This is a genomic window from Enterococcus sp. DIV1368b (genome assembly GCF_050529595.1).
In the GTDB taxonomy this organism is placed as follows: domain Bacteria; phylum Bacillota; class Bacilli; order Lactobacillales; family Enterococcaceae; genus Enterococcus_B; species Enterococcus_B mundtii.
Genome location: NZ_CP172883.1, coordinates 1,339,504 through 1,364,894, shown reverse-complemented (window position 1 = coordinate 1,364,894; position 25,391 = coordinate 1,339,504). Strand labels below are relative to the sequence as shown.

The window sequence follows — 25,391 nt, the reverse complement described above, 5'->3', positions numbered from 1 at the left end:
CTTTAAATCAAACGTTTGGTATCATTTATTTTTACATTTAGTTCGCTTTTTTAGTTGTTTCCAAAAGACAAATGCAACCATTGACGTCCCTACTACAGTTAAGGAAATACCTGCTTGACTATTCAATCTTGGTAGCGAACGCTTCTCTTCTTTTCTTCTGATTGCGACCCCATCATTCTTTTTAGTTGAAGTTTTTTTGTCAGTTGTTTGGTCCACCGGTTTGGTCTCAGGGTGCTTATCCTTATTATCATTAGGTTTGTCTTCCTCTGGTATCGGCTGCTCCTCATTCCTAACATAGATGAAATTTATCTCTTGCTCCTCATCTGTAAATACACCTGTAGGTTGGCCGATGGTTTCTTTTACTTCCCAACCAGCTATTTGCATTGGCTCCGCCTTAAAAGCTTCTCCCCAACGTCCAAGTAGAATGTCCATTCGATTTTTTTCAGGTGCTTCCTCAAAAATGTGGTTGACGACTACTTGACCGCCAACTTTACGCTCGTATTGGATCGTTAACGTTTGTGCTTGTTCTGTCACTATCACTTCTGGCAACTCACCTTTTACTTGCCAACCCGCTTCTGTTCGTGGCATCAATTCAAAACGATCACCGACATTCCCGACATCTGTAATCACTTCGTTCGTATTCATAGAAGAATCGCCAATGAATTCATGATTGACGGTGATGGCACCTCCAGGTTTTCGCTCGTATTGAATCGTCACCGTTTGTGCTTGTTCTGTCACTATCACTTCTGGCAACTCACCCTTTACTTGCCAACCCGCTTCTGTTCGTGGCGTCAATTCAAAACGATCACCGACATTCCCGACATCTGTAATCACTTCGTTCGTATTCATAGAAGAATCGCCAATGAATTCATGATTGACGGTGATGGCACCTCCAGGTTTTCGCTCGTATTGGATCGTCACCGTTTGTGCTTGTTCTGTCACTATCACTTCTGGCAACTCACCTTTTACTTGCCAACCCGCTTCTTTTCGTGGCGTCAATTCAAAACGATCACCAACATTCCCGACATCTGTAATCACTTCGTTCGTATTCATAGAAGAATCGCCAATGAATTCATGATTGACGGTGATGTCACCTCCAGGTTTTCGCTCGTATTGGATCGTCACCGTTTGTGCTTGTTCTGTCACTATCACTTCTGGCAACTCACCTTTTACTTGCCAACCCGCTTCTTTTCGTGGCATCAATTCAAAACGATCACCGACATTCCCGACATCTGTAATCACTTCGTTCGTATTCATAGAAGAATCGCCAATGAATTCATGATTGACGGTGATGGCACCTCCAGGTTTTCGCTCGTATTGGATCGTCACCGTTTGTGCTTGTTCTGTCACTATCACTTCTGGCAACTCACCTTTTACTTGCCAACCCGCTTCTGTTCGTGGCGTCATTTCAAAACGATCACCGACATTCCCGACATCTGTAATCACTTCGTTCGTATTCATAGAAGAATCGCCAATGAATTCATGATTGACGGTGATGGCACCTCCAGGTTTTCGCTCGTATTGAATCGTCACCGTTTGTGCTTGTTCTGTCACTATCACTTCTGGCAATTCACCTTTTACTTGCCAGCCAGCTTCTGTTCTAGGTGTCAATTCAAATCGATCGCCCACATTCCCCACGTTTGTGAATCGTTCACTGCTATTCATACTTGAAGCACCGATAAATTCGTGGTTCACCGTGATCGCTCCGCCCACCGTTGGATTCTTTGTATAGACAAATTCAACAAGTCTTTCCGGACCAGCTGCCATCTGACCAGAAGCACTTGCGCTTCCAGATGATAATCTGTTGTAGGTATATCCCGGAATGGCTGGAGGTGTATACGCATAGTTTTGACCAACCTCCATTTGTTCTACCAGTGGATCTCGGAGTTCATTCCCTGCCTCATCGATATATCTCACTCTGATTGAATTTTTTGTTCGCAGTGACAATGTGCCCAAATTAAGATTAGTAAGTGTAATACCCCCTACATTAATCGGGTTGTTTCCAAAAAAATCAGCAGTTGTTGGATCAATTGCCCATGTATCTAAATAAAGCGAACTCAAGTTAAGATTGATTGAGTTAGTATGGCCATTTTCCGCACTCACCTGTGACCTAGTAACTGTCACATCAACTCTTGTAAGATTTCCCGTAGTCGGGCCAACTACCCTGCTAATGGTCACTCCCGAAGGAAGATTTGTCGCGGTCACCTCACCTATGCTAAAATTACCTGGCAGATTTGGTGACTTTCCATAACGCATCTGAGTATAAAAGTAATTGGGGACAGGCGTATTTCCACTCTTACCTCCCGTCAGTGCTGGAATCCAACCACCTCGGTCTGCCACCAGGGCGTAGGTAGGAATATTAACCGAAAAACTCACACTATCCCCCACATCAACCCCCAAAGAACCATCTACTTGTGGTGTAGCATTGATTTGTTGAGAGATTGCGTTTTCTCCTTCGTCATACAACCATGCACGTAAGCTCTTTCCTTGATGGATCTCATTGAGCATATAATCATTAAAAGTAGCATAAACACTCACTGGAAAATGCAAGAGCAACAAGATGACGCTAAATATGCTCATTAGTTTGATTTTATTCATTGAATCTCTCTCCGTATTCTTTATTTTTCAAAAGATATTTGACCTTTCAGTAGGGGCTTGCCACTGACATTATTACTCTTCGAAATTGCTTTTTGTTTGATTGAATCAAATGCCTCTTTGACGGCCGGCTGACGATTGATTCCCTTATTCTGTTCAGTAATCTGTGGATTTCTTTCAGATTTTGTATTATCCAACCGATGTCTTGCGGCTTCACCTAATTGATTCGTCGCACGGTTTTCACGTGATGACTGTGACGGTGGCTCATGAATATCCGCTTTCACATGAAGTGTTTCATGGGTATTAAACGAATTCGACCGACTTGAACGATTCGATTCATTTGGGGTTTTGTTTTCTGTCTCTTGACCATAGACCCATGCATATGGACTTTTTTCCATTGACTTCGTTTCATTACTAGCGAGTTTTATGCCATCTTCTTTTGATCCAGCACTTTTTATTGACGAATTATCATGGGCAGATGCACGATCATCCTTATCCACTTTTTCATAGGCTTTATCAAAATTCTTATCTACCTCTAAAGAATTTTTTTCGATTGTTTCTTTTTGTGTTGTCGTTTCTAATGTTTGATCTTCTTTTTTATAAAACTTTCTTTGTAGTGCATGCAGTCCTTTACTCAAGGCGGTCACACCAAAGGAAACCGCAAGTGCCATTGCAATAACTGAAGTTACTTTGTACATAAATAAAGGAGTTGAAGTGGCTATCGCAAATATATATGGTGCAACTACTGGTGTCAGTGCGATACCAATTCCTGCTACAACCATCCCAACACCAAAGATGATGGCGAGAGATTTCCAATTTCTTTTAAGATAACCCTTTACAGATTTGTCTTTTTCTGCATTTTCAGGACTGTCTTTTTCTGATGAGTGATTCTGTTGTTTTGTTTTTGCTGTTTCTTTCTCATGAGCAGCAGTTTCTCTTTGAATCGATTTTTCTTTTGGATCAATCACTCGATCCTCTAAGTTTCTCTGTCGACTTCGTTCTGCCTGGCGATAGTTTTGTATTCTAGAATGAAGTTTACGAATATAGTTGATGAGTTTTGGCCCATAAACGGCAGCCAAAATAGTCCCGTAAATAAACAGAGTTAGTGGTAGTCCATACATAGCAAGGTAGGCTGGAACGATACCTAAAATGCCAGTTACCCACATACTGAACAACGGCCAAGATGCTAATGGTAGTAAGTTCAACAAAAGTCTTCCGATTTGAATCGCTCGGCTTTTTTTTGTATGGATTTTCTTTTTTTCTGTAAGCGGTACTGATCCTGGCAATTCTACATCGTCGTTCATAGAATCGGTCTCAGTAGATTTATCCGTTTTATCTGAAGCATTCTCATTTAAACCAAAAGTATCACTACTCACGTCTATTCCAAGTTTATCTAAAGAATCAACTGTGCTTTGCGACTGCTTTTTATCCATTCCTCCAGTTGCTGTACTCGTTCCATCCAGTTTCGTTGATCTCAGTTCACCACCTTCACGCATCTGATTTCTCATTTGGCTGTTTTGAGTGTCAGAGACAGATTCCTCTACTGGTGGATGGGAACTATCTATTTGAGTAGCTGTTTGGGTATTTGTTTCAGGTGGTACTTTCTCTACTGGATTAAATTTGAGTTTATCAGCTAACAATTCACGGATTTTTTTCGTATTACCAGCAGCGATACCTGTTTGATCAGCAGAGTTAGCAGTAGGTTGGTTGCTTGTTTCTTTTCTACGATCTAGCTGATCGGCTATAGCAGTTTCTTCTGATTTTGATCCATCACTACTTGTTACAACAGGATTTTCAAATTGGTCTCGGCGTTGACGAAATCTTTCATTAGCCAAGCCATTTTGTTGTTGGAATGTTTCGTTAGAGACACTAGCTTCAGTTTCTCTCCCATTTCTGGACTCGTACTGTCTTCGCATCTCTTCAACTCGACCCGTTGATTCGGAAACTGGTCGGTCATTGGGAAGATTACTCGCTTTTTCAAACTGGTCCCTCGCTGCTCTCACTCGTCCCGTGGATTCTGGAGCTGGTCGGTCATTAGGAAGATTACTCGCTTTTTCAAACTGGTCTCTCGCTGCCCTCACTCGACCCGTTGATTCGGGAACTGGTCGCTCATTTGGATGGGCATTCGCTTTTTCAAACTGGTCCCTCGCTGCTCTCACTCGTCCCGTGGATTCTGGAGCTGGTCGGTCGTCAGGAAGGTCACTCGCTTTTTCAAACTGATCTCTCGCTGCTCTCACTCGACCCGTTGATTCGGGAACTGGTCGCTCATTTGGATGGGCATTCGCTTTTTCAAACTGGTCCCTCGTTGCTCTCACTCGTCCCGTGGATTCTGGAACTGGTCGCTCATTTGGATGGGCATTTGCTTTTTCAAACTGGTCCCTCGTTGCTCTCACTCGTCCCGTGGATTCTGGAGCTGGTCGGTCGTCAGGAAGATTGCTCGCTTTTTCAAACTGGTCTCTCGCTGCCCTCACTTGACCCGTTGCTTCTGTTGCAAGGCGGTTATCACTTTTTACACTAGGATTTTCAAATCGAGCGCGACGGTTTTGGAATTCTTCATTCGTCAAGCCGGTTTGATTCGATTTTATTTTATTTGCAGATGATGAATCATTCGTATCAACTGCGCTTTCGTTTACTTTACGTACGCTTTCACTACTGTCATGCCTGGTGATAGCTCTATGATAAGAAGTTCCTTGATGTTCACTCTCTCCACGACTCTTTTTCTTTGAAAGTGATGGTTCACTGCTTGTACCAGTCAGGTTTTCAAATCGAGCACGAAGATTTTGAAATTCTTCGTCAGCCCTACCAGTTTGACTCAATTCTGCATTGTTTGTCCTTAATGAGTCATTGTTATCTATCCTACTAGCTTGACTTTCTTGCACTAGCTCACTACTTCGTTGCTGCCTAGGTGGATTTTGATAAGTAGCTGTCTGATAATTATCCGGTTCGCTTTGGGTTGTTCTCTCGATGACTGGTGGTTCGTTACTTGGTCCAGGCAGATTACCAAATCGGTCTCGATATCTTTGAAATTCTTCGTTCGCCCTACCAGTTTGATTCCATTCTGCATTGTTTGTCCTTAACGAGTCATTGTTATCTACCCTACTAGCTTGAGCTTCTTGCACTAGCTCACTACTTCGTTGCTGCCTAGGTGGATTTTGATAAGCAGCTGTCTGGTAGTTATCCGGTTCTCTTTGAGTTGTTCTTTCGATGACTGGTGGTTCGTTACTTGGTCCAGGCAGATTGCCAAATCGGTCTCGATAGCTTTGATTTTCTTCGTCGGCCCTACCAGTTTGACTCAATTCTGCATTGTTTGTCCTTAATGACTCATTGTTATCTATCCTACTAGCTTGACTTTCTTGCACTAGCTCACTACTTCGTTGCTGCCTAGGTGGATTTTGATAAGTAGCTGTCTGGTAGTTAGCAGGTTCTCTTTGAGTTGTTCTTTCGATGACTGGTGGTTCGTTACTTGGTCCAGGCAGATTGCCAAATCGATCTCGCCGTCTTTGAAATTCTTCGTTCGTCATGCCGGTTTGATCCGGCTCTGCTTTATTTGTGGGTGATGATTCATTCGTATAGACTGTGCTTTCATTTCCTCTACGCACAAATTCGCTAGTACCTTTTAATGGAGGAGCCTTTTGATAGGACGATGTTCCTTCATCTCTTTGGCTCCGTCGATCTGTCGGTTGATTTTGCCTATTTTGAACGTTCAGCGAATCGTTCGTTTGCGGGGTTCTCCATCTAGATGACTTTCGACTTTCTACTGGTGAATGATCATTTGATGAATGATTCAGACCTTCATAGTATTGTCGCAATCTGTTGACTGTTCCTGATGGTACTCCAGCTGAATGCGGTTCTTTATTAAAAGAACGTTCTTTTTCAAATTGTTCTTTTAAATCACTCACTTTAAGCCTTTCATGGTGTTCTTCTTTTGTATATTGATTCGTCGTGTGGACAGAATTTACGTGCATCGAGACATTCTCTTTAATCTGCTCATTAGATAAAACTTCTTGCTTTACGTTGTCTCTCTTATTGAGTGAGGCTTGTTCTGCAAATCTTCTTTCTTGTTCAGCCACTAATTTAGGACTTACTAATTCGTCAGATGCTTGTAACTGTGTGTTTGACGTAAAAGTGGGTGCCGCATCTTTTGTCCTTGTTTCTTGCTCACGTATATCTTGTTTTAAGACGATCATCCGCGATTTATAAATCGAGAATCTCAAGGCATTGTATTCTGATGGATCAATGTCTTGGAGCATTCTTTCAAATGATTGTTTTAAATCATTGGTCTTTTCTTCCTTCACTTCTTTTCTTGAAGAAATCAAGTCTAGAACGAAGTGGAATTCTTCTCTCAAAGTTTCAGGGTTGCTATCTAATATTGCTTTTGCTTGAAACTCATTGAATACTTTTTCTTCATAAGGTTTTACTGATTTTACTGAAATATCTTTGTTTATATATTCTTTAAGATAGTTTTCAAATTTTTTATAAAACATCGGTCTCCTCCATTCAATGAAGAATTTTTTAGAGTCGATTAACCATTCAAGCGATGTTCAAGTAATTGTTCTAAAGATGAATTTTCTTCTCTAAAAATACCTGTTTGAGTTAATCGCACAGCTTGATGTGGTTTTTCGTAATCATTTACCCATAAAAACATCCCTGGGAGGGAATGCATGCGATAACCAAATTGTGTCTCTTCTAAGGTGACCTCAAATGTCATCACTGCTGAATTTTCATCTGTGACTGATAGTTCAAGTACACATAGCGTCTCAGAAATATCTTCAGAAATGACGCGATAGTAAAAAATTCGACTTATTTCGTTTCCGTCTTCCACTTTTCTTTGGACAAATGTGTCTTCTGTAAAATCAATCAACACTTGACTATTCATCGTCGTTCCCGTCCAACTACCTTGAAGTAACACGTCATTCCATTTTTGACTGATTATCTCATCGATTTCTTCCCCACTGGAATCAATAATTTCTTTGGCCCTTTCCATCAATGCAACACTAGGATAGAAATAGGTCGTGTTCCCTTCATTGTCTTCATAAAAGAAAATCGTTTCGCCTAACCTTGTCATCAGCTCAAAAGAAACTTCCTCTTTCTCTTTGTCCGTCAGAACAAGCTTTGTATCTACTAAGCGATACTGACCCGTTGTGAGCCAACTGGTACTTTGATAAGTTCCGTCATTTTTTAATTCCAAAACCATGCCATCCGCTCGATCAGAATACCAAATACCTCTATAAACTAAGGCTTCATTTCTTTCTACTAAATTTAGGTCCTCTTTTCTTTGCTCGCTTGCAGACAAAGGCTTACTACTAGCGGTACCTTCCGAGTTTTCATTCTTACCGCTATGAAAAAATAGCGAGTAAAAAATAAAACTGAACATGGTGATGAAAATGCCGATAGCTATAAACACGATTCTTTTTCCTTCTTTTGACTCAACTATATTTTTTATTTGTTTCATTGTTTATCTCTTTCTCTCTTTATTGAAGAATACCGTAACCTGAAATGCTTGGATCATTGATAAAATAGGTCCTTCTAGCTACTTTATCAGCAGTATTACCTTCGACGGTCTGGATGATATTACCATCTGTAAACTCTACGATCCCAACGTGATCTTTTCCAGTACCACCTCCATTCCAATCAAAGAAAATCAAATCACCTGGTTGTGGATGATAGTTCTCTGAAGCTTTCTTATAGTTCCCTTTTTCAGTTAACCAGTTGATCATTTGTAAACAGTTAGCAGACTTGATTATTTTTTCTTGGTTGAGATACCCTACTTGATCTGCTACCCAACTCACAAAGATCGCACACCACTCTACTCTTCCTTCAAATCCATACCATCGCCAGTACTTCTCTCCTTGGATCGTGCCAATCTCATTGATTGCAGCCTCAAGGAAATCTGAGTTTTCGAGCCATAGATAGTTAGTTACTATAGGAACATAGAACATATTTCCGTAAGCATATCGCCATGAAAATCCATATGCTAACGCTACTGGATGGGTATAAGTAACAGTCTGTCTGTTGCTTTTTTCCCTTGCATATAACTCTGCCTGAAAGAAGCTATATTGGTTATTGGTAGTTGCTAACCAGTTTAAAAAGTCTTCTCCGTAGTTATAGGCTTGAAGAGCCGCACGATCATCAAGATGTAAGTCTCTCGCTTTGCTTAATAATTGGGCAAAATAGTGGGTGCCTCGATCAATTGATAGTTCTGGATCATCAATCGTATTAGGAGACAAACCTTGTGACTCACTAGCCTGCATAATATCAGGGAATCTTTCTGCATCACCACCGGATTCTACTTGGATGATTGCCAAAATCATGTTGACATACTCTGGAATCCCATACTTTTCACAAGCTTCTCGAACAAGATGTTCCCATTGTAAAATCATTTGTCCAGGATTTTTAAGACTTCCTGAGATCGTTCTTGAAGAATGATGTGTAAATCCTTCTATCTCAGAAGGATATTGAAATTCCAGATCAAAAATATAAGCAGATGGATAAATATGTCTGTTTGGCCAGAATGTTCGACGTTCAATGACTTCAACCTTTAAATTCCCTGTGGTTTCTCCTACGATTGTATCGGCATCTATCCACTCACCATTTCTCACTCGGACATTTTTTAATGGAGACAACACAACTCTTTTGCTCAAAGAAGTATTGATAGTGACATAATCGTTGCCAGCAGCATGTACTCTTCCTGATCCAGAATTATCGATGCCATAGACAGGCGTGCCAGGCTCAGCCAACAGCTCGATATGATCATGTCTATTTCTGTCATTTGATCCTCGATAGCCATATTTTTGAACAACGATGGCGTCTTGGTTCATGCCAAAAGGACTTTGCAAAAATACTTTATTCTCAAATCGGTCCAATTCTTGGATCGGTCCAAACTTATCTAGTTCTTCCTCTGTCAGCGTATCTGAATTTTCATCAATAAACTGACTGATTGTTTTGATCTCAATATTGATCAACGCCACTTTTATCGTACGATGCGTTGGACGATCTTCTTCATTACGAGGGGTAGCGGGTTGGTCCCCATTTAGAGTGTCATTCGTTTGATTTTCTTCGGAATCATTCGGTTCTGCTTCTGAGTCCTCATCTTCTTCTGAATCATCCGCTTCTTCTTCTGAGTCCTCATCTTCTTCCGAATCATCCGCTTCTTCTGAGTCCTCATCTTCTTCTGAATCATCCGCTTCTTCTTCTGAGTCCTCATCTTCTTCTGGATCCTCATCATCTTCTGAATCATCTGCTTCTTCTTCCGAGTCCTCATCTTCTTCTGAATCATCCGCTTCTTCTTCTGAGTCCTCGTCGTCTTCCGAACCATCAGCTTCTTCTGATTCATCATCGTCTTCAGAGTCTTCCGATCCATCCTCTTCTGGATCAGTCTCATCAGGATAAATAATTGGTACTTCTCTTGTTTCGATTTTCGTTGTGTAACTAAAGGTATACCCATGGATTCCTTCTACTTCTCCACGAACTCTTGTTGCACCAAAGATATTGCTACTCGCTGAGATACGTTTACTGATGTTATAATCTTCATATTTTGCATTCAGGTAATAGAGATACGTATCTGCATCAGAGCTATAGATAAAATTGTTATCTGGTCTTGCAACACCATTTACAACAAAATAAACTTCTTCAATTTCAGAATTTTCTGAAAAATCTTCAAAAACTTGTTGCACTTCTTTGTTCTTTCTGGCATCCAAAAGTGTGACATGCTCATACGCCTCTGCTAATGCCATATCTTCCGTTTTTATAGTAAATATACTAGCGATAAAATTAAAGATGGCGATAATCACGACGATAACGACGATGACGACCGCCAAGATCATCATTACTTTGACGGACAACAACATGAGGATCAGTTTGAGAATAATAAATAAGACTAAAAGAACTCCAAGAATATTCAATTCGCCATCTTTGTTCCTGCCAACTGTGTCTATGGCCGTTTGTGCCAGATTTTTTTTCAGTTTGGGTTTGAATTTTTTTTTCGATGGCATTTTTGTTTGCTTTTTTAATCGTTTAACTTTGTTGGAGTTACTTAACACTTGATGTTTACGTTCAAGTTTGTCTTTGATGCCGAATAGTTTCTCTTCAAGCTTCTTTGCTCTGGTCTGCTTATTCGTAGTAAGTGTATTCTTTATGCCAGATAGATTGAGAACATTTTTACCTAGTTTTTCTTGTTTCTTATGATAGAATTTTTTTGATCCTAATTTTTGTTTATTGATTTTTTCAGTAGAGAGCTGACTTCGCTGATTCGTCCCACTATGATTGGGTGAAGTTTGTCTTTTTTTTATTCCTAAAAGCGCATGATTGATTTCTTTAGGAGAGCGATGTTTATTCTTTATGAAATAGGCCTTTTCTCTTGTGGTACTATGTTGTTTGTTACTATTGATCTTGTTTAACTTTTTTTTATTTGTTATAAGATGACGCTTTTTAAAATGACTAGCATATGGTTTTTTGCTTGTTGCGCCTTTACTTAATGGCTCTTTTCTTGACTGGCTATTCACCATATGTTGTTTGAAATCAACGATATTTCTATTTTTCAGCTGTAAGCTATCTCTTTTTTTTCTCGCTAATTTTTGTTGACGTTTTTTGAATCGGAGTCGTTTTTTCAGTGCTTTCTTTTTTTGCTCTTTCGTACTGACACGTTTCAATTTGATCGATAACAGATCTTGCTGCTTGTTGTTTTCTTGTTTATTCCCCTCGTATGTTTCATTCATAATCTTGCTTTGTTTTTACCTCTTCACCAGGTTTAGTTGTCATGATTTGATAGAGTTTCGTCTCTTTAGGCAGTCGGTCTTCAAATGGAATGATCGTGTCCCCAAACACCATCAAACCAGTACCTTCACTCCCATTTAAAACATACTTTTCCTGCTCTTCCGATATATCGAATAAACGAGTCAACTCTGAGCGATCAGATTTTGCTTGATTGAACATGACAACGAAATCGCTATTAGAAAGCATTCTTCTGGCTAGATCCGACAATAATAGCGTCTCGACATTTTGGGTGATCCCTGTCGGTATAGCCCCCCATTTTCTTGCTCTACTCCACAATTCAAAGAAATAATTTTCTGAATATTCATTTGTAAAGAGCAACTGTAATTCATCTATATATAACCATGTACGGATTCCTGATTCTCGATTTAATGTGATTCGATTCCAAATTTGATCTAAAACGACCAACATTCCGAATGGTTTGAGTTGTTTCCCTAAATCTTTGATGTCGAAAATGACCAAACGTTTATTTAAATCCACGTTCGTTTGTTTGGAAAATAGCGCTAGACTACCTTCTGTATAAAGCTCCAATTCAATCGCCAATTGCTTTGCCTCTTCTTCTGGCTGTGCATTTAGCGCCGTATAAAAATCTTTTAATGTCGGCAACTGTGTCTGTTCTTGGTAAATTTTTCGGCATACTCGGTCGATGATCGTCTTTTGTTGGGAAGATAGCCCTAAAATCCCCCCCGTGATCAACTCACAAAGTGAAATCAAAAACTGTGTTTTTAAAGCGATCGGGTCTGCATCATCGCCATAGTTACTATTGATATCCATCGGATTGATGCAGGTGTTTGAATTACCAGCCAATCGAACCATTTGACCATCAAATTGCGAGCAAATATGCTGATATTCTGATTCAGGATCAATGACGATCACTTCGTCTTTGGCGTTTCTCAGTAAAACATTGACGATTTCCCGTTTGACAGAGAAACTCTTACCTGATCCTGGTGTGCCCAAGACAAACCCATTGGGCGCCATTAGTTTTTTCCGATCAAGAATCGTCAGATTTTTTGTCACAGAATTGATCCCATAATAATTGCCATTCTCATGAAGCATTTCAGAAATCGAAAATGGCATCAACGCCGAAACCGCAGAAGTTGCCAATAAGCGATTTAAAGGAACATGATTCTTTCCTATTGGTAATATTGTATTTAAAGCAAATTTTTGTAAATACGCTAGTTCAATGATCGTGCAACCAAATCTTCGCCCTACCGACTTGATTTTACTCGCGATTTTATTTAAGTTATCCTGATTCTCTGCGGAGAAATTGATCAACACAGTTACTTCAAATAGTTTCTGGCTTTTACTTTGTAATGAATCTAAAAGCTCTTTTGCTTCATCCAGGGAATAAGTCAGGTCATAGGGTAGCATGTCATAATCGTACCCACTATTTAAGGCTTTTCGCTGTTCATCCACTTTTTGCTGATCCATGTAAGCCATTTTAGTCTTTACTAAGTCGAAACTGCTTGCCATCGGTATCGGCCTGCAACTAACCGTAAGAGTGATTTCTTCATCGATCTCCATAAGACCTGTTAAGCATTCATCAGATAGTTCGGCAGGGTAACCATTCAAATAGAGGGTCTGATTTAGTTTGTCATCGATCTTGATCAGGCGCTTATCTAATTTGAGATCGACTTGTTTCGGTAGTAATGTATGATTCTCATTATTTATGATTTGACCGATCAATTCTTTACGTTCTTCCCCTTTTAAAATATGGATGGTCGAACCAATTTTTCGAGCGAATAGATCCAATTGATCGGCAATCAAGAATAACTCTCTTTCCGCAAATTCCTGATTCTCATGTTTTTGAGTAAACGTAATAAAAATTTTCTTTTCAAACGCATTCTTCTTTTCGTTGATTTTCGCTGTTAGATAGTCATTCATTTCTTGGCGGTACTTATCATCATATTGTTCATTTTTTTCTTTAAACAGCACATGAGTCAATTCTTCGACTGTTTTTTTCTTTTTTACTAACGTGACTTTGTAATCAATGGAAGCTTCCAAAGAATTTAGGAACTCACAATATTTAATGAATATCTGCATACGTTGTTCTTCGGAACAAAGTTGATAACTGATATCGTCAATATGGATCGTTATTGAGTATTCATTCTCAGTAATTAAACAAATACCGTTATCATAGATTTCTTCATAAAGTAAAAAAGATTTTTTTTCTTCTTGCATATTTTTTTTATTCTTGTTTTGCCTGAAGTTCACCTTCATGAAATTGGGACGTATCAGATTCTTCATAAACAACTACTCCTTGATCAAAATGGTAAATAAAATAGTATTTCAAATAGCGTTCAAAAGGCAGTCCCTCTTTTTTTAGCCACCCAAAAGCGACGATTGGCATTGAAACGAGAATCATCAGCCAACTGATCACGTCCATGGAGTAACCAAAAAAGCGCACAAACACAAAACTGATCACGATGTTAGTCAACACCGCCACAGACAGAAAGCCTAATTGTCGTACGCTCATACCTGCTACGATCCGTTCTTTATATTCACGTACATCTTTATGGACTTTGACTTCAATTGCCATTGCTTTTATTCCTTTCTATGAGGCGGATACAATCATTTTCGCCCATCCTTTTGTCTTATTTATTGCAAACATCAAAGCAATCATGTAAATCGTCAAACCAAAAATCAGCGACCACATGCCACTCCTATGACTATTTAAGAAATTCACAAAAATCAAAGGATAAATGGTCAATACTAATGCGATCATTACAGCATGTAAGGAGGAAGCTGCAAAATTCTTGAAAAATCCTTTTGCCATCGATGAAAACTCTTGATGGGGTAATGCCGCCATCGAAATAGGAGCAATCGCACTGAATATATATAATTCAAAAAATCTTATATAGACGATGACATTGATAAAAACTCCTACCACTAAAGAAACTAAAAATAGAACAACAAAAATCATTAATACGACCATTACTTCCCACCACGAAAGATTGCTTACTGCTGAATTGACTACATTGCGATAAGAACTTAAAAAATCATCTCTATTTAGGGCCATTATTTGCCCTGCTAACATTGCCCCTAATGCGACAATGGCATCGAGAATCACTTGGATTCTTAAGATGACAATATAACAAATAATAAATTTTACAAATGCTTTCATGATCATTTCAAATCCCAAAGTTGGAGCACCACCTGCATTCTCTACTTTTAAAGAAATTTTTTGAAATTCAAATAAGATGAATATCGCTAGTATTGAAAATGCAACTGGAGCTATGATCGTTTGTTGGATGATTCCTGCTACTCGATAGGCATCTGCCATATAATCTTGCAAACCACGGCTTAAGGTTTCTGCAATATTGTCCCCATTCAAATATTCCATCATTCGATCAAATAGCATCATTATCGCTGAGCGCACTGATTAACCTTCTTTCTATAAAAAATTTTCTACCTACTTAAAAGTGAGCCGACATCAAATGCGGTCACGAACCAAACTGCGGCAACTAAAATCAATGCACCGCCGACGACTTGCCAGATCCCTTGTTGTAGTTGCGGGCCATTTTTATCTTTTAACGCACCAGCTAAGATCACGGTTCCCCAAATGATCCATAATCCTCCGCCAACCATCGTAAATCTTGAAATCAAATTAAATACATCCTGTAATAATTGTTGATTATTGTTCATTTCTATCCATTCTCCTCTTCGTTTTTCGGTGATTGATTTCGTTCGTACCAATTCTCTGGAGTCACATCTCCGAGTTTTTTATAATTTTTATGTTTGGTAATATCATATTTTTCTGATATAAACGGAACTATTCCACGAATCTTCAAAATCGCTTTTGTTCCACTTAGGTTCGCCACTTCATCTACATCCAATAAATTTCGACCCATTTTTTGATAGTTCTCACTGTAGTTCCCATTACTACCTTTGGTGATACTGATGTTCTTGTGCTGGATCGTTTTCTTCCCTAGTAATTTGGAGATATACTCATGCGTACTTAACTCCATTCCACCTAAATACAGAAAAACGTCACTGGTCCCGATGATTGTTTCCCAAGTATCTTTATATAAATTTTTAAGCTGACTGATGTTTTGTAAGATCACATTGACCGATATCTCGCGACTTCGAATCACTGAAATCACTTTTTCAAAGTCTGGAATCTGTCCAATATTGGCAAATTCATCTAAGACACATCGCACATGATGTGGTAGACGACCTTTGTAGACATTGTCTGCTTTGTACACTAAACTATCGAATAATTGTTGGTACAACATACTTGCTAAGAAATTGAAACTTGTATCTGTATCTGATAACAAAATATAGATGATCGTTTTCTTGTCCCCAACAGTGTCTAATGCTAAAGTATCTTTACTCACGATTTTTTTGATATTCGGAATATCAAAAGGCGATAATCGTACTCCCAAGCTGACTAAAATACTTTTTGCGGTGCGATCCCCTGCTAATTTGAAAATTTTATATTGCGCGACTGCAAAGTTTGCAGGATCTTTTTCTTCAAGTTCATTGAAAATCACATCCAGTGGGGAAACATAATCTGGCACATCCTCTGGACAGTTTGCTAAGCGGACCATTTCAACGACATTCGTCAATGTTTGATCTTCCTCATCAACTTCTTGCAAAAGATAACTGAATGTGGCCATCAATAAGGCCGTTTCAGCTTTTTCCCAAAAATCATCGCCACCCTTTTTTTCAGGATCTGAAGTATTCTTGATCAAGTTGTTGACGACTTTTAAAATATCGTCTTCGGTCCGGATGTAAGTAAAAGGATTATAATAATCTGTATTTTCCCGCGTGATCAAGTCAAAAACCTTGATTTCATAACCTGCTTCTTTAAACATCGTTGCTGTTTCACTTAACAAGAGTCCTTTAGAATCACTGACGACATAAGAGGAATGCAGTTGCATCAAATTAGGTTTCACATAGAATCTTGTTTTACCTGACCCGGCTCCTCCTACTACGATCACATTCTTATTCCGATTAAAGTTATTAGATTTAGTGATCTTCATACGACCAGACATAGACAGCGATTCACTTTTTGTGAGAATGATATTGTTGTCTTTTTTTTTATCCATCATCGGCTTGATGTCTTTTTTGTTGCCCCATCTGGCACTTCCATATTCAAACTCTGTATGTTTCGGCATACCTGAGTGATACAAGATACCAAGAGCAAGCCCCCCCACGATTGTCAATGTACCAATGATACTTGCTAAACTATAACTAAAGTCAAACTCAAAGCGACTGACTTCTAGTCCAAATTGATCGATTGTGCGAACCAAGACTTGTGCGATATCTTCTGTCTGTTGTCGGAAATTCTCGTAAATCAGGATGGTCCGATTTGCCGTATACGCGAATACAAGAAATAAAAATAGTAAAAGTAATTTATAATACCAAGTCTTTGAGTTTTTCAACTTGCCCTCCTAAACGACATAAGTGATCTTTGTTATTATCTAAAATCCGTAACGAGCAAGTCTGAAACGATGTCCATCGTTCGGTCAATATCTGCTTTTTCTGGTAGATAAAACATTTTGGTTTTATCACCAACTTGATACGGAAATGGTAGTATATTTGTCACTAATATATCTACGTCAAGTGGATTTTCAATGGTTTCCAATTGTTCCTGGTACATGATGCTTGCTCTGGTGTGTAGATATCTTTCAATAATTTCATTTAAAGCAAAATCCGTTAAAAATCCTCGTTTCAATGCAACAACAACTGTACTTAAAACTTCACATGCCTTGTTCGTATATAAGAAAAGTAATAAGTCAGAAGTAAATGATGAAGCACACCTTTTTTGCAGGAAATTCTTTTGGATCGCTTTATTTCTTTTGATGACTGTATTCATTTCTTTATATAGTCGCCGGTTGATTGAATCAATCAGTATCGCCGATTCTTCATCGTTATATGAAAAATCAATTTCAAGTTCCTGTTTGATTTTCTCTTGAAATAAAAAGCAATTGACAATTGAATACAGTTGCTCATTATCAACTTGGATCCGATTCCCCAGAACACTCTTGAGATCTAAAACCAAATGTTTGACTGTCTCAGAAAAACCAAAGTATTCTGCAAATCCTTTATTGTGTTTTTCAATCTCTGTGTAATAACATTCATGTAAATGGATCATACAAGCTATAAAACAACATTCTTCAAAAATGACTTCTTTAGAGTAGGTCTTGAAACAATCTAATTGAATAAATTCAACGAATAATTGATTCGTTAAGGGATTGTTTCTAAACCAATCTAACAATCGCGACTGGATATATAATTTGTCTTTTCCAAACCGGATAAAAGTTAAAGCAAGTATTTTCTTTGTGATTGATTGGGAAACATCCGAACATAACGCCAAAACGATTTTGGTTATTTCTTCCATTTCATTTTTATAGGGGCAATAATCTTCGATTTCTAGATATGCTGATTTAATGTAAAGATCAATAAACAGTTTTCTGATTCTGATTTCTTTCCCTATAAATTCAACCGGTGAAAGTTTTAAATTCAAACCATATTGATGGCAGATTTTCTTTAGCTTTCGCATTTTTTGGATCACTGTTTTCTCACAGTAGTGTAATTCCCAGCTCCAATCGATCACCTGCTTCAGTTCACCTGTAAGGATACTTGTTGTCACTTTTACTAAGTCTTCATTCATGTAATAAGATTTTTTTTTCTCGAATAACTTAAAATGGTTCAATACAAACATGCTGACCCCTTTATAGGAAGTCAATATTTCAATTGTGTCGGAAAATTCATCTTGAATCGTTTTTAAATCATTGGTAATCGTTCTTCTAGTTACTTTGAGACTTTTTGCAAGATATTGAACGGTCACATTTTTTCTTCTCTCTAAAGTATTCAAGATAAATACGACACGTTTTTTGTAATCATTCGATATTAATCGTTCAAGAATCTCTTCCACTTACCTTCCCCCTTTCACATAACAACTTCACTATAAACAATATGTTTTTTTATTTCGAGGTATTGTATTTCCCGACTTAGAGAAAAAAATTTCTTTAGAAGACGAAGTTTTTTTAAAGTTTTTTTATAGATCTTAGATTTGAGAGATAACAAGAAAAAAGAGGCTATACAAATTGTATAGCCTCTCTAAGGCGTAATTAATAACGATATACCACTGTTTTTATTTATCTACAATAAATGGCCCTCTGATGTTTTTAAGCTTTCTACAAAAAAGTTATTCTATTAGAATCCTAAAATAATCCAAAAGGCTAAAAGACTTTTAAAAGTTATTTAATTCTAAATAAACTAGCTGCACTATCTGGCGCCCAAGATGGATCACCATAATTAAAATGAGTCACTAATGTTGTATACAGTTTCCCCTCATGGAAGATGATTTCATCTTTTGTGTACAACACAGGATTAGTTAAACTTCCTAATTCAAATTGACGATGTTCACTTGGTGGCGCAATTTCATTTGTTTTTGTTGAAATCACTAAACGGTTGCTGTCCTCTGATCGAATAGAATCATTACTCACTGCTCTGATTGTATACGTATACTGAGTCCCAGCATTCAATCCAGTATCTAGATAAGTTGTATTTGCAGTTTGACCAACTAATTGGCCATCTCTATAGATTTCATATGTTTTGATTCCTGCAGAGTGGCTAGAAGGATTCCACATCAATGAGATTGAGTTCACTGTTTCTCCCATTGAATGTAAGTTACCTGGTCTTGTTGGCACTTCTACTTCGTTATCTGCTAACGTTGTTACCTGAAGCGCATCACTTTTTTCAGATACTTGTCCGGTAAACGATACTGCTTCGATTTCGTACTTGTACGTGGTATTTGCTGTTAATTGATTATCTTGATAGTTGTTCGCAGAAGTTGTAGTAATCAGTTGACCATCACGATACACATTGTATTTTTCAGCAGCAGCTTGTGCATCCCAAGAAAGTGAGACTGACTGTTTTGTCGTATTCACTGCTCTGACATTTGTTGGTTTATTTGGTACGACTGGTATTGCTCCATTACTCTTGATATTCGCATCAATCACATTGTAAAAGGCATTCGCAGTATCACTAATATCCCAAATTGCTAAAATAACGTGATACCCCATTCGGTCTTCTGGAATATTGACTGTGTGCGTTGCGCTAATATTCGCAGAAGATTGTCCGCCACCATCGATTTCCGATAATAGTTCTAGATCTTCTCTCGCAAGTGGTTTGTTTTGATCCCAACCATTTTTCGTGATGTAGTAATGATATTTCGCAGTCCGGTGATTTGCCGTAAAATGCCAAGTGAAATTATTAGGACCAGTACTGATATCTTGCTTTGTCCATAAAGTTGCTGTTTGTTGATCTAACTGAAAACCTAATGCGCCATTTGCAGAAGCAATTCGTCCATCCGCTGGTCCTGCTGCTGGGAAGCCTTTCAATGCTTCTAAAGATTGTGGCTCATTGATCACTGCCCCATACTTCTGAAATGCTGCAGTCCAGTTGGTGCGAGCATCTAATGACCCTTGGTATCCTCGACTAATTGGCTCCCTTACATACCCATGTGCAGAAACATCTTTTGTAGCACCAAAAATTATTCCTCCTAGACTTAAAACCAATACCACACTACCCAATAATCTTTTTTTCATATCATACCTTCCTTCCAATATTTTTTTGTTACATTATTTTTATAACATAATAACTTATTTAAAAATAGCGACCTTATATTGTTCAATTAATCACAATATAGTGTATTATATACAAATAAACACTTATATATAAATATTTATATCTTGTGAAAAACAAAACTATTATTCAGTTATTGTTCATTTAAACCAAGAGATGATAAACAGATTTGGCAAATAACTTCGATTCATTGTATCTGATTATGTTATTTAGTCAATCGGTTGTCAAAATTTGTACGTATTTACGATGACTTTATTAAAATACGATCCCAACCTCGTCCATGAATCCTTATCTGAGATATGCTTAAAATAAAATAAATCTTTATCTTCGTATCCATGGGTATCCGAAATAACGATATCAGCATGATGATACGATTCTACGATTTTTATTCGTTTATTATTGTAGTAATGTGTAATAACATTTTCGACTATATTTTTAGATTCTGGAAGGTTAAAAAATTCCACATAAACTTTATGTTCAGATTTAAGACTGTTGGAGGCCAAGCTTCCTAAGATGACTTGCACAAAACTATTTTTGATGTGATTGTAAGAAGGCTCATTTTGGTAAGATTTTAAGTTTTTATCGATGCAACGCTCTATATAGGACCCATAACGATTTGTTGGTAGTGCATCATGGTATATAGGCATAAATTTATATAATTCCAAATGATGGATAGTGACTAATTTGTTTGTTAAATAATAGAGTAATTGATAAAAAATCGTTTCTGGTATATGAAAGTAATCAATCATGCACATAAGTAATTTTTTACATTTAGTGACGATCGAATTCTTCTTTAGCTCCCCTAGCTTTCTCCCCAGTTCTTCTTTTTCTTCTTTCTTATTTAAATCTTGTGCAAAATAGTTGGATAGAAAGGCGAAATGGATACATTCATTTCGTGAATTTGTTCCATCTATCATCTTTTTGACAGTCAGCTTTTCTAAACACGCATCCATCTCCTCCTTATAGACTGTTTCTCCTAGCTCTACGAGTTCTGAGGGTAGATCATGGATTTGGTACCCGTTTTTCAATGATATCAAACAGACCGCTAATAAATAGTTGATACGCTTTTTCCCAAGCGGAGATAAATTTTCGTAATGATCAAAGTTGATTGACAACCGGAAATCGATCACTTCTTCTTGAGTAATCGTTTTGAACAGCCAATAGTTTCCTTTTGAAATGACAGCAATCCCCAGATAATGCAACATACGTATAGTAGATTCACTACCTGTTAATTCAATCAATGTTTCATTGATCTTCATCAATCGAATATCGATTTTTAATAATTGAAACAATTCTTTCAACTTTCCTAAAAGTTTGTATACATGTGACTCACTATAGATTAGATATTTTGCAATATCTGAAACACTGAATTTCCTTTTTTCCAACACATATAACAATGTCTGATATAAATTTGATTCTGCAAAATATCTTTCTTGAAAAATATTGATCAATTCGAGATATTCCGTATCGGTTAGTTGTGGCATACAACGCAATTCATCTTTATCTAGAATCAAAGAGGTGTGCGTTTTTTTTGAGAATCCGATTTCTTCATATTCTCTCATCAAATTTTGAAGTATCTTTCTTGCTTGTCTTTTTGTTAGATCCATTTCATCTTCCAGCTTTTTTATTGAGACTGCTCCATGTTTCATTTCTTTTAATACCTTCATTTGTAAAAATTGTGTTTTTGTAATGAATAATAATATTAATTTATCTGGCAGCATATTTATTTTCTCCTCAATCTATAGTTGAAATGTAAAATTCAAATAGTATAACATCACCTCAATCTTTCCTTGTCATTTTTAAATAGCAAAAATATTCTTACTATTCAGAAAATAAAAGATACTTGTTGATTTATAGTAATTATTTGACATGAGAACGGTGTAAACCTTCGTTCGCTTTTAAGCGATAACCTAAAATAACTATTATAAAAAAACAAGTACAATTTAATATTAGAATATTTCTGCATAAAATTCCAATAATTATATTCTTGAATTTATTTTATTCCAATAAATTTAAGAGAAATTTATTGATTTATTTGCATGCGATACCTAGCAAAAAAACTGAAGAACCAACGAGTTGCCTCGTTTGATCCTCCAGTTGCTTGACAAATATTGCTTAAAATCATTTCAGTTGGTGCCTATGATTTATTGCGATGATTCGTTTGACTATCCTACATTATGTATCAATCATACATGGTGGAAGTGTTAAAAGATCAAGCAGGATAGTCAGTTATTTCGTTGATTTAGCCATACATCTTTCTCTTATCCGAATGGCACACTTGAGTGATGTAACTGAATTTTTAAGTCGCCATCCTCATCCATGATATAACCAAATGTGTATTCAACTTTGACTTCTTCGTTGGTTTCCCCAGAAGTAAAATAATAGACACCTGAAGAAATCGCTGTATCACCGTTCAAGATCGTATCATGATTATCAAAGCGGATATCTGTCCAAGGCTCTAAGGCAAATCCACCATCTTCTGCGATGTCCCCACCAACAAAATAAGATAGTGCTTCATCTTTTGTACCACGAAATGGCACTTCCGCAGCTTTCGTTGGTTTGAAGAGTACTTGACCATCATCGTAAGCATACAGGGTTTCCAGTGTCTCAAGCGCTTTTTCTTCGGCTTTTTCGTCACTTTCCAAGCTAGCTTCACCAATCGCAATAATATTCTCTGCCCATTCTTGTTGTGCTTCTTCTACATCCGAAAGGGTAATGACCGGTGTTTCCTTCTGTGACTCATTTGTTGTACTAGTTGTATCTTCTCCTTGGGCAGATGTAGCGCATCCAGCCATTGTTAAAACTAAAGTTGATAAAAGTAATGTTTTTTTAATCATATAATTCCTCCTCTATAATTAAATTCTAACAGAAAACTCTTTTATTTAAAACTAAAAATATAACATACTTAAAATAAAATAAATAAATTAAACGTGTTATAATTTCCTGATTCTAATATACTTATTTTATAAAAACATCATAATAAAATAACTGATTTATTTTATCATCCTAATAATGTTTTATTATTTATTTCGTCGAAATAATTCTCGTTTGTATCATTCAGCAAATTTGCTTGTAATGTTATAAACAATTATTTATTCTTTTACTCTCATTTGTTTTTCTCAATATTTGTTTTTTACAAAAAAAGTGGGATTTTCCTCCGCTCACATATTCAAAAATCGAATAAATGGCAAGAATAAAAGTAACTAATTCAGAAATAAGGCACCATCCACAAAAATTGGACGAACAATTTTCGTGGATGGTGCCTTATTGATCGAGGCTAAACACTTCTGTCATGACCTCTTCTTTCTTATTTTAAGTGTTTGTTTGCAGGATTTTTCATTCGCATTTTGCCATCCTGGCACATATCCAGTAAAGGACATACTTCACAGCGGGGACTTCTAGCAGTACAGTGATACCGTCCAAAGAAAATCAATGTATGATGCGTTTTTACCCATAGATCTTCTGGTACCTTTTTCATCAATGTTTGTTCAACCTCTTGTACTGAAGCATCCAATTTGCAGATCCTCAATCGTTTTGTCACACGTTCTACGTGAGTATCGACTGCTATAGCTGGTACTCCAAACGCATCTCCAAGCACGACATTCGCTGTTTTTCTACCTACACCAGGTAGTGAAACAAGCTCTTCTCTTGTTTGAGGAACCTGTCCTCCAAACTGATCAAGCAGCTGTTGCGCACATGCTTTGATGTTTTTGGCTTTATTTCGATACAATCCAATTGTTTTTATCTTAGGAATAATCTCTTCTAGTGGGGCTTTAGCTAACGCCTCAGGAGTTGGAAAAGCTTCAAATAGAGCAGGTGTTGCCTTGTTGACCGAAACATCTGTCGCTTGTGCGCTTAAAATGACTGCAATCAATAATTCATAAGGATTTTTATGTTGTAATTCTCCATGCGCTTCTGGAAACATCTCATACATTTTCTCAAAAGCTTCCATTGTACGTTGTTTACCTAACATATTACTCCCATTCTTCCAGCCAATTCTTTAATGATACTTTTGGCAGCTCTTCTTGTTGGGCTGGCTGATCGATTTCTTTTTGAAGCAGTTGCTGCTTTCTGCGTTTTTGATCTTCTTCTACTTGCTGTTTGGTTTTTAAATTTTTCCGTTCCCAAGATAATAAGATACGGTCGATATAATTGAAACTATACGCTTGGTTCAATACAGCCTCCCGTAAAGCTAGTTTCAAAATCTCAGGATGATAATGATCCTCTTCCAACCACTGTCCGATCCGTTGGAATTCAATAGAGGATAAGGGACGTCCAAACTCTTGTTCAAATAATTGATAGACTGAACGTGTCGTTTTTTCTTGGACTTCTTCTTCTTGCTTTAGAGAGTCTTTTTCTAATAATCTTTCTAAATGCACATACGTTGGTGTCAAATCATAGCGATCCGCTTTACGTCCATCAATAAGTGTCGTTTCGATCGCTATGAAATGACCACTGACCAATCGATTCAAAATTTGAAAAACTTTTTCTTGCTTGACACCCATATTCTGGGAAATATTCATCAGATCCGGGAATGAATCACCTTCTGATTGTGCCATATGCAACTGTAATATAAATAAAAATTCATCTGCTTGTAGGCCGATACGATGATAATTTTTAAGCAAAAGATTGGAAACGATCGTTTGACCAGCTTTTAAATAGTTTTCTAAATTCAACATTATTATCCCTCTCTTTAAAATTAGTATACGTAAAAACAAGATTTGAAGCAAGAAAGGATTATTTGAATTTTTTTAAAATGTTTTAGTGATTTTTATATTGCTTTTCACTTTTCGGAATATATGTACATCAGAAGAAAATGCTGCTTGTACTAGGATATGCTCTCCTCTATAAAAAGGTCTCATATCTTTACAAGCAGCTTAGAGAATGACGCGCACGATCGATAGAACGTTTATTATTGTACCTCGTCATCCGTTCGTAGCTCGTATGGTTGTCCTTCATACGTATACTCTGTATTCAATGTTCCATCATTTTCATCGGTATAGATCCGTCGACTAAATGGGAATTGATGATCCTCACCATCTTTTGTTTCATCACCAGATAAAACGAATTCTTCTGCTTGGGTTTCGTTTAATTGATTGATCACTTCTTCTGCTAAAGAATCAATATCGATCGTTTCACTGCCTGTCACCTTTTTGTAATCTTCAATAAAATTATCCTGCTGTACAAAATATTCTTTTTCCATAATGATCCTCCTCTAGTCCAACTCACTACATCTGCTTTGTTGGAAATTAATTACATCTATTATTTTGACAAAAAAAACAAAGGAAAACAACTAATTGCAACTGGTGAAGTCTGCAACAAACCATTCCTGTCTCGTGAGAAATAAAACAAAAAGTGTCAATAAACAATTTTGACCTTTAAATAGCCGGTTGAGTTCCAAAAAAAGAACCGTCTGGAAACAATATTGC

16 protein-coding genes are annotated in these 25,391 nt (G+C 37.3%); all 16 read right to left on the bottom strand.

Translation table 11 applies throughout. From position 1 onward, the window contains the following. Positions 1–21 precede the first annotated feature (21 nt). The gene (locus IGJ19_RS06445; RefSeq protein WP_430604501.1) at positions 22–2,598 is read right to left on the bottom strand and encodes a MucBP domain-containing protein; all 2,577 of its coding nucleotides are present in this window, start codon (positions 2,596–2,598) and stop codon (positions 22–24) included. 20 nt (positions 2,599–2,618) lie between these two features. Continuing rightward, complete coding sequence (locus IGJ19_RS06440) at positions 2,619–7,079, bottom strand: hypothetical protein (RefSeq protein WP_430604500.1); 4,461 nt, start codon at positions 7,077–7,079, stop codon at positions 2,619–2,621. Positions 7,080–7,117: 38 nt separating this feature from the next. Further along, positions 7,118–8,047 (bottom strand): hypothetical protein, encoded by a 930-nt coding sequence (locus IGJ19_RS06435; protein WP_086334625.1) that lies wholly within the window; start codon positions 8,045–8,047, stop codon positions 7,118–7,120. Positions 8,048–8,066: 19 nt separating this feature from the next. Further along, positions 8,067–11,309, bottom strand: a complete 3,243-nt coding sequence (locus IGJ19_RS06430) for a lysozyme family protein (protein WP_430604499.1) — start codon at positions 11,307–11,309, stop codon at positions 8,067–8,069. Continuing rightward, positions 11,302–13,611 (bottom strand): VirB4-like conjugal transfer ATPase, CD1110 family, encoded by a 2,310-nt coding sequence (locus IGJ19_RS06425; RefSeq protein WP_071867945.1) that lies wholly within the window; start codon positions 13,609–13,611, stop codon positions 11,302–11,304. The genes IGJ19_RS06430 and IGJ19_RS06425 overlap by 8 nt, the downstream gene beginning before the upstream one ends. Beyond that, positions 13,553–13,903: a PrgI family protein gene (locus IGJ19_RS06420; protein ID WP_071867946.1), complete on the bottom strand. Its 351-nt coding sequence runs from the start codon at positions 13,901–13,903 to the stop codon at positions 13,553–13,555. Before IGJ19_RS06420 ends, IGJ19_RS06425 begins: the two co-directional genes overlap by 59 nt. A gap of 15 nt (positions 13,904–13,918) precedes the next feature. Beyond that, on the bottom strand, positions 13,919–14,743 hold the full coding sequence (locus IGJ19_RS06415) for a hypothetical protein (RefSeq protein WP_071867947.1): 825 nt from the start codon (positions 14,741–14,743) through the stop codon (positions 13,919–13,921). A 29-nt stretch (positions 14,744–14,772) separates the two neighbouring features. Beyond that, positions 14,773–15,009 carry a hypothetical protein gene (locus tag IGJ19_RS06410; RefSeq protein ID WP_010735554.1) on the bottom strand — a complete coding sequence of 79 codons (237 nt, stop codon included), beginning with the start codon at positions 15,007–15,009 and terminating at the stop codon, positions 14,773–14,775. A gap of 2 nt (positions 15,010–15,011) precedes the next feature. Then, a complete protein-coding gene (locus IGJ19_RS06405) occupies positions 15,012–16,751 on the bottom strand; it encodes a VirD4-like conjugal transfer protein, CD1115 family (RefSeq protein ID WP_071867948.1) in 1,740 nt (579 codons plus the stop codon). A gap of 35 nt (positions 16,752–16,786) precedes the next feature. Next, positions 16,787–18,247, bottom strand: a complete 1,461-nt coding sequence (locus IGJ19_RS06400) for an HTH domain-containing protein (protein WP_081367473.1) — start codon at positions 18,245–18,247, stop codon at positions 16,787–16,789. 325 nt (positions 18,248–18,572) lie between these two features. Beyond that, entirely contained in the window at positions 18,573–19,925 is a 1,353-nt protein-coding gene (locus IGJ19_RS06395; RefSeq protein WP_074801870.1) for a lytic polysaccharide monooxygenase, read from the bottom strand. A 261-nt stretch (positions 19,926–20,186) separates the two neighbouring features. Then, a complete protein-coding gene (locus tag IGJ19_RS06390) occupies positions 20,187–21,683 on the bottom strand; it encodes a helix-turn-helix domain-containing protein (protein WP_142433486.1) in 1,497 nt (498 codons plus the stop codon). 540 nt (positions 21,684–22,223) lie between these two features. Then, the gene (locus IGJ19_RS06385) at positions 22,224–22,799 is read right to left on the bottom strand and encodes a hypothetical protein (RefSeq protein WP_161641842.1); all 576 of its coding nucleotides are present in this window, start codon (positions 22,797–22,799) and stop codon (positions 22,224–22,226) included. Positions 22,800–23,269: 470 nt separating this feature from the next. Further along, entirely contained in the window at positions 23,270–23,935 is a 666-nt protein-coding gene (gene nth, locus IGJ19_RS06380; RefSeq protein ID WP_071867952.1) for an endonuclease III, read from the bottom strand. Between the two features lies 1 nt (position 23,936). Beyond that, the gene (locus IGJ19_RS06375; RefSeq protein WP_010735563.1) at positions 23,937–24,641 is read right to left on the bottom strand and encodes a DnaD domain-containing protein; all 705 of its coding nucleotides are present in this window, start codon (positions 24,639–24,641) and stop codon (positions 23,937–23,939) included. A 233-nt stretch (positions 24,642–24,874) separates the two neighbouring features. Further along, on the bottom strand, positions 24,875–25,165 hold the full coding sequence (locus tag IGJ19_RS06370) for a DUF5960 family protein (protein ID WP_071867953.1): 291 nt from the start codon (positions 25,163–25,165) through the stop codon (positions 24,875–24,877). Positions 25,166–25,391: the final 226 nt, after the last annotated feature.

What these genes read in the sequence shown, in the direction of transcription:
- IGJ19_RS06445 (WP_430604501.1), bottom strand. Translation starts at nt 2,598, where the DNA reads ATGAATAAAATCAAACTAATGAGCATATTTAGCGTCATCTTGTTGCTC.
- IGJ19_RS06440 (WP_430604500.1), bottom strand. Translation starts at nt 7,079, where the DNA reads ATGTTTTATAAAAAATTTGAAAACTATCTTAAAGAATATATAAACAAA.
- IGJ19_RS06435 (WP_086334625.1), bottom strand. Translation starts at nt 8,047, where the DNA reads ATGAAACAAATAAAAAATATAGTTGAGTCAAAAGAAGGAAAAAGAATC.
- IGJ19_RS06430 (WP_430604499.1), bottom strand. Translation starts at nt 11,309, where the DNA reads ATGAATGAAACATACGAGGGGAATAAACAAGAAAACAACAAGCAGCAA.
- IGJ19_RS06425 (WP_071867945.1), bottom strand. Translation starts at nt 13,611, where the DNA reads ATGAAGAATCTGATACGTCCCAATTTCATGAAGGTGAACTTCAGGCAA.
- IGJ19_RS06420 (WP_071867946.1), bottom strand. Translation starts at nt 13,903, where the DNA reads ATGGCAATTGAAGTCAAAGTCCATAAAGATGTACGTGAATATAAAGAA.
- IGJ19_RS06410 (WP_010735554.1), bottom strand. Translation starts at nt 15,009, where the DNA reads ATGAACAATAATCAACAATTATTACAGGATGTATTTAATTTGATTTCA.
- IGJ19_RS06395 (WP_074801870.1), bottom strand. Translation starts at nt 19,925, where the DNA reads ATGAAAAAAAGATTATTGGGTAGTGTGGTATTGGTTTTAAGTCTAGGA.
- IGJ19_RS06390 (WP_142433486.1), bottom strand. Translation starts at nt 21,683, where the DNA reads ATGCTGCCAGATAAATTAATATTATTATTCATTACAAAAACACAATTT.
- IGJ19_RS06385 (WP_161641842.1), bottom strand. Translation starts at nt 22,799, where the DNA reads ATGATTAAAAAAACATTACTTTTATCAACTTTAGTTTTAACAATGGCT.
- nth (WP_071867952.1), bottom strand. Translation starts at nt 23,935, where the DNA reads ATGTTAGGTAAACAACGTACAATGGAAGCTTTTGAGAAAATGTATGAG.
- IGJ19_RS06375 (WP_010735563.1), bottom strand. Translation starts at nt 24,641, where the DNA reads ATGTTGAATTTAGAAAACTATTTAAAAGCTGGTCAAACGATCGTTTCC.
- IGJ19_RS06370 (WP_071867953.1), bottom strand. Translation starts at nt 25,165, where the DNA reads ATGGAAAAAGAATATTTTGTACAGCAGGATAATTTTATTGAAGATTAC.